Source organism: Mycobacterium sp. TH-M116 (assembly GCF_057473685.1).
Window position 1 is genome coordinate 1 of record NZ_JBYCLC010000157.1, and the last position, 5,074, is coordinate 5,074.

The 5,074-nt window shown below is 62.7% G+C and carries 3 protein-coding genes and 1 tRNA gene; all 4 read left to right on the forward strand.

The genetic code is table 11. The features are described 5' to 3' along the window. Positions 1-960 precede the first annotated feature (960 nt). The 4 genes from AC2VOK_RS07900 (at position 961) to AC2VOK_RS07915 (ending at position 4,848) form a co-directional block, all read left to right on the forward strand. Positions 961-1,034, forward strand: a tRNA-Ser gene (locus tag AC2VOK_RS07900). A gap of 550 nt (positions 1,035-1,584) precedes the next feature. Beyond that, on the forward strand, positions 1,585-2,334 hold the full coding sequence (locus AC2VOK_RS07905) for a class I SAM-dependent methyltransferase (RefSeq protein ID WP_428899974.1): 750 nt from the start codon (positions 1,585-1,587) through the stop codon (positions 2,332-2,334). A gap of 248 nt (positions 2,335-2,582) precedes the next feature. Then, positions 2,583-3,533, forward strand: a complete 951-nt coding sequence (locus AC2VOK_RS07910; protein WP_428899975.1) for a hypothetical protein — start codon at positions 2,583-2,585, stop codon at positions 3,531-3,533. A gap of 124 nt (positions 3,534-3,657) precedes the next feature. Continuing rightward, positions 3,658-4,848 carry a cytochrome P450 gene (locus AC2VOK_RS07915; RefSeq protein ID WP_428899976.1) on the forward strand — a complete coding sequence of 397 codons (1,191 nt, stop codon included), beginning with the start codon at positions 3,658-3,660 and terminating at the stop codon, positions 4,846-4,848. Positions 4,849-5,074: the final 226 nt, after the last annotated feature.

Below are 5,074 nucleotides of genomic sequence, written 5' to 3' on the forward strand. Positions count from 1 at the left end.
CAAATACGCCCTAACCTACCTCGGTGGTGTCCTGTTAGCCTGCGCCGTAATCCATTCCCGCGTAGGAAGCAACAAATCGGGAGACACGCCCTAGGCCGGTTTGCCTACTTCCTTCCCCGCGCAGTGCGCCGCCCGACAGCACCGAACGCGATTCCTAGATGTTGAGCGAGGTGGCGTTCGTCGTTACGGGAGACAGGCGGGCGGAATGGCTTACTCCCCTCGCTCGCCTGGCCATCCCGTCTCAATTGTCCGCGCCGTTGCGAGGTCGTAACGACACCTCTTCCAGCCAAAGCCTCTGCGCGGCATACGCGGCCACCTCGCTTCAAGGGCAGGCGGTTTACGTGAGCGATCAGGACTTGTCATCACAAGCACCTGCACCGATTGCCCCGGCTCCAACGCGGCAATTGTGTCGCTCCACATCGGCCAGACCACTGTGGGCGGGTCGTTCTCGGTCTTCTGACCGCCCGTGTCACCAACCCACACACGGGGCCTGCACTCGTCGCCTGACAACCGTATGTCGTAAGCGGTGCCGTCGCCGTAGTTGGTCAACCGCACGAAGTGCAGCGGCTGCCAGTGCGGATGATTGATCCAATTGCCACTTCCCTTGTTGGCGCGTAGCAGTCGGTCGGTGTCCTCGAGTGTCTGCTGGCTTCTGGCCATCCGGAGATCGGCCCGTGGCCGCTGTATCCACCAGTTGGCTGCCAGCGTTACGCCAGCCGCAACCAGGCCGGATGCGAGCACAGACGACCAGATCGACACACCAGCACCCTAGCGTGGAGGCCCGATCTGGCTGTGCCTAAAGATCAAGGCAGAGTGCTAACCGGGCGGTGCTGATCATCCCCTGGGCGCGATATGTAAACAGACTGTATGCACATGTCTCCGAAGCGCCCCCAACGGCACCAACGCAAAATGGTGAGTAATCGCAGATCAAGCGCAATTTAGCCAACCACTCCAACGTGCGCCACCGTACGCCAACGCCCAGGAAGGACGGACCCGAGATCCGTCAAGTCTGGGTTCGAGTCCCAGTGGGGGCACGCTGACCAGCTATCACCGACTGAGGTGCCCCGGTCGGCGCCGTTGTCCTGGTGCTCGACCGCTGGCACGGTTCCCGTCACGGCAGGTGGGTCGGGTCCCTGGCTTTTCGGGAGGTCGGTGTGGATGAAATCACGGGAGTTCCGCGGATGGTTCCCCCGACATCGCGGTGGCCGAACAAGCAGCCTGTTGGCTGCGCAGCGGCATCGTCGAGGCCGTTGATGACGGGTTGAGCGGTGCGTCCGCCGCGGCGGTGCGTCCGATTTGTCTGAACCGGCTTGCTGTGGCGCGCGAGCAGCTGGCCGGTCGCCATCGAGGAACGGATCGTCCTGGCAGGCGACACGCGGTCCCGCCGGAAGATCTTGATTGAGTAAGGATCCCACCCGCGGAAAAATCAGGAGATCCACATCAGGCAACCCAATGCGGCAACAGGTGACAGCCCACGTTGACGCTGAAACAACGACGCTGAAACAACGACGCTGAAACAACGACGCTGAAACAATGTTGTCAGCTCGTCGAGCGTGGGCCCGACAAAGTCTTTATCGTTGCGGGATGGGCCAGCCAGGGCAATTCGATCCCCTCCGCTACGAGAAGATGTATCGCGATCAGCAGTCCGCGAACGGGTTGCCGGCGGCCACACCGTGGGACATCGGCGGCCCGCAAGAGGTCGTGAAGCAACTTGTTGCGCTGGGTGCGGTCAAGGGCGAGGTTCTCGACCCGGGTACCGGTCCGGGGCACCATGCCATCTACTACGCCGAAAACGGCTACTCGGCGACTGGCATCGACTCCTCTCCGGCTGCGATCGAGCGGGCAGAGGAGAACGCGCGGCGCGCCGGGGTTTCGGTGAACTTTCAGGTGGGCGACGCGATAAGGCTGGACGGCCTGGAGAACCGTTTCGACACGGTCGTCGACTGCGCGTTCTATCACGTGTTTTCGGACGTGCCCGAGGCGAAACGGGCGTACGCGCAGGCTTTGCACCGGGCGACCAAGCCCGGAGCGCGGCTCTACATGTTCGAATACGCCCACTACAGTGTCAACGGTATCGTCGCCCCGCGGTCGGTGTCCCTGGACGACTTCATCCAGACGTTCCCCGAAGCCGGTTGGCAGCCTACGTATCTGGGGCCGACCACATATCAGGTCAACATGAGCATGGAATCCTTTGACATGATGATTGCACGTAACCCCGACAAGGCCGAACAGATCAAGTCTTCCGTAGAGGGATTTCGGTCGATCGAACCGTGGCTGACCAATGGCCGGGCCTACGCCCCGTTCTGGGAGATGCACGCCACCCGCGTGGACTGATCGCAGAAGGAGGCGCTCAGGAGCCGGCCGGCGCCGGGCGCAGCCATAACGACGAGTTGACCGGCAAAGGGGAAGATGGTGAGGGTGCGGACAGTGCGTAGGGCGTCGATGGACGCCCTCACCTCGATTCCCGGCACGGAGGTCGACATGAGGTTTCCTTCCCCGTGCGGTCCACGTTGTCAGCGCGGCGGGAACGTGAATCGTGGAAGTCGGTTGTTCCACAACGGAATTTGGTCTTCCTGGGCGCCGTGGGCGTCGATCAGCTTCGCCCAAGCGCCGCCGGAGTGCGCTGTTCGGCGCATTTCTCGACCCGCCTACGAGAGCCCGGTGACAAGGAAATGATGAGCGAGCCGTCGCAATCTGACCCGCCCACGGGCCACCGCGCAATTCAACCGGGCGAAGCGCCTGCGGAACTGCGCGACCGCCGGCGCTGGTGGCATGGCGCCGCGCCGCGCATTCCCAACGGAATCGCGGCGATCCTCGCGGTGCTGCTGGCCTGGCTGCTGCTGGGTCGCCCCTGGGACGTCGCTTCCCACGCCGCGCGCCTTTGGTGTCTTGCCGCTTTGATCGCGGTCTTCGTTGCTCTCTGGCAGTCGGTCGTCATCCGGCGCCAGGCACAAGACGACGCCAGACAAGCGCACGAACGACTGCGACATGAGCTGAAAGCGGCCGAGCAAAGGTCAGCGACAGAGCTGGACAATGCGCGCGAGTTGCACCGAATCGAGCTTGAAGCACAGCGGGAACAAGCTCGCATCCAACGCGTCCATGTGCGCGAACAAGAGTTCAAACTCGCCTTGATTCGGGTGTCGCGAGCGGTCAACGACTACACCCTCGAGCTGGCAAAACTCACGGAGCGGGGACGCAAAGTGGTGACGATGCCCGAGAAACAGGAGCGCGAGGACGCGCTTGCACCGAGCAGTAAGAAACTTGACACTCTTCTCAAGAATATGCAGCTGGAAATTTCTGCGGCACACATGTTTACCCGCAACAAGGCGCTTCATGACTCTCTTGATGCGGTGAACGCCACCACGGTGCTCGGTTCGCACGCTGAGGTGATGTTCCGGGAAGCGGTGATCCGTAACTGCGCCATGACGCGCCCGGTCTCTGAGGCGATCTTTCGGGCGATGACGACCATGCAGACGGCGACAGGCAACATCCGTCGGCTGGCCGGCGAACTACTGGAAACCGGCTGGGAATGATCGCATCCCGGTTGCGAACGGGCACCAGTACCGACGCCCCGAACGTTCTTCGGGCCACAGCAAGCCGGCGCCCAACCAATGCCGCCGCAGGACCTGAAAACATGAGTCAGAAAGGTAGGGCAGCGTGAATTCGCCTCCTTTGCATCACAAGGAGAGTCCGGTCTTCGCAGCGGACCGCGGCGCCTTTTGGCGTCAGCTGCGCGGCCTGGGCCCAGTGGTGAAAATCGAAGCCGGCAAACCCATGCTGCACGGTTATTACCTCACCCGGCGTGACGACGTGCGTGCGGCTCTGCTCGACCCGGCCACGTTTATGTCGCCGCCGAAAACATTCAAGATCACTTCTTTCGGCGTACCGCTTCCGCAGGTGCCGCTGTCTTGCGGAACGCGAACGGAGCATGCCCGTTTCGGCCGCGTCCTACATCCCCTCTTCAGCCCCAAAGCTTTGGCCCCTTTTGCTGTGCACTTGCGTGCCCAGGCCGCGACGCTGGTATCCGGGGTTACCGGCGCGGGGCAGTGTGATGCTACCGGCCTCGCCGACACCTACGCGTGTCGATCGCTGCTCACGGTGTGCGGTTTACCGTCAGACGACGACAGTGCGGCTGGGCTGATCCGGGCCGCAGTGATCGGTGACCTGGACGGGACAGCCGAACTTCGGCTCTTCAATTGGCTGGATTCCGCGCTCGGCGCCGGGTTGAGGAAGCCCCGGCGGCCGCCCGGAATTCTGTGGCCCCTGCTCGAGGGACGCGCCCGCGACAAGAATTTTCCACTCAGCCGAGCCGAGGTGGCTGCCGTCGTCCTGTTGTTGTTCTCGGTTGCCGGTATCGAAATGGTCGCGGCGGCGATTGGTTTCTCGCTTCTCCGTCTCGCGCGCCATCCGCAACTGCAGGCCCAGTTGCGCGAAGACCCAGAACAGATTCCGGCGTTCGTCGAGGAAATGTTGCGGTTGGAGGCGCCAGGCCCGGCCATTCCGCGCGTCACCACAAAAGATGTCGAAGTCGCCGGTTGTACGATCCCGGCGCACAGTGTGGTGTGGCTGGCTTTGGAGGCGGCGGGCCGAGAGAACGGAGGTGACGAGATAGCGACGGCCGGCGACGGAACCATTCTGCGTCAACGTCATTGGGCTTTCGGTAGCGGCATACACAGATGCTTGGGTATGCACCTGGCCCGCATTGAAATTGGCGAATTCGTGACCGAGTGGTTGATGCGCGTCCCGCAATTCGAACTCGAACCTGGCTTCGCGCCGGCCATCAGACATTTACCGACTGGCGTGACTCACCTGGGCAGCCTGATGCTGCGTTGGGAGACATCCCCATGAGGAGTTCGGGTGATGGAGGCGCGGCGGCGCGGAGGCGGATCGCGCCCCACAACTGGTGTACCGGTTCACCATGGACGTCTACCGGGACGTCGCGTCGGCACGTGCCTACTTCGGGTAATCCACTGGATCAGGGGTCAAACACTCGGGCGGCGTCCTATTGAGTTCCAGAAAAGTATCCGGTGGACACTGCTGATGATCCTGCTGCTTGCCATCGGCGCAGACGTAG

What these genes read in the sequence shown, in the direction of transcription:
- AC2VOK_RS07905 (WP_428899974.1), top strand. Translation starts at nt 1,585, where the DNA reads ATGGGCCAGCCAGGGCAATTCGATCCCCTCCGCTACGAGAAGATGTAT.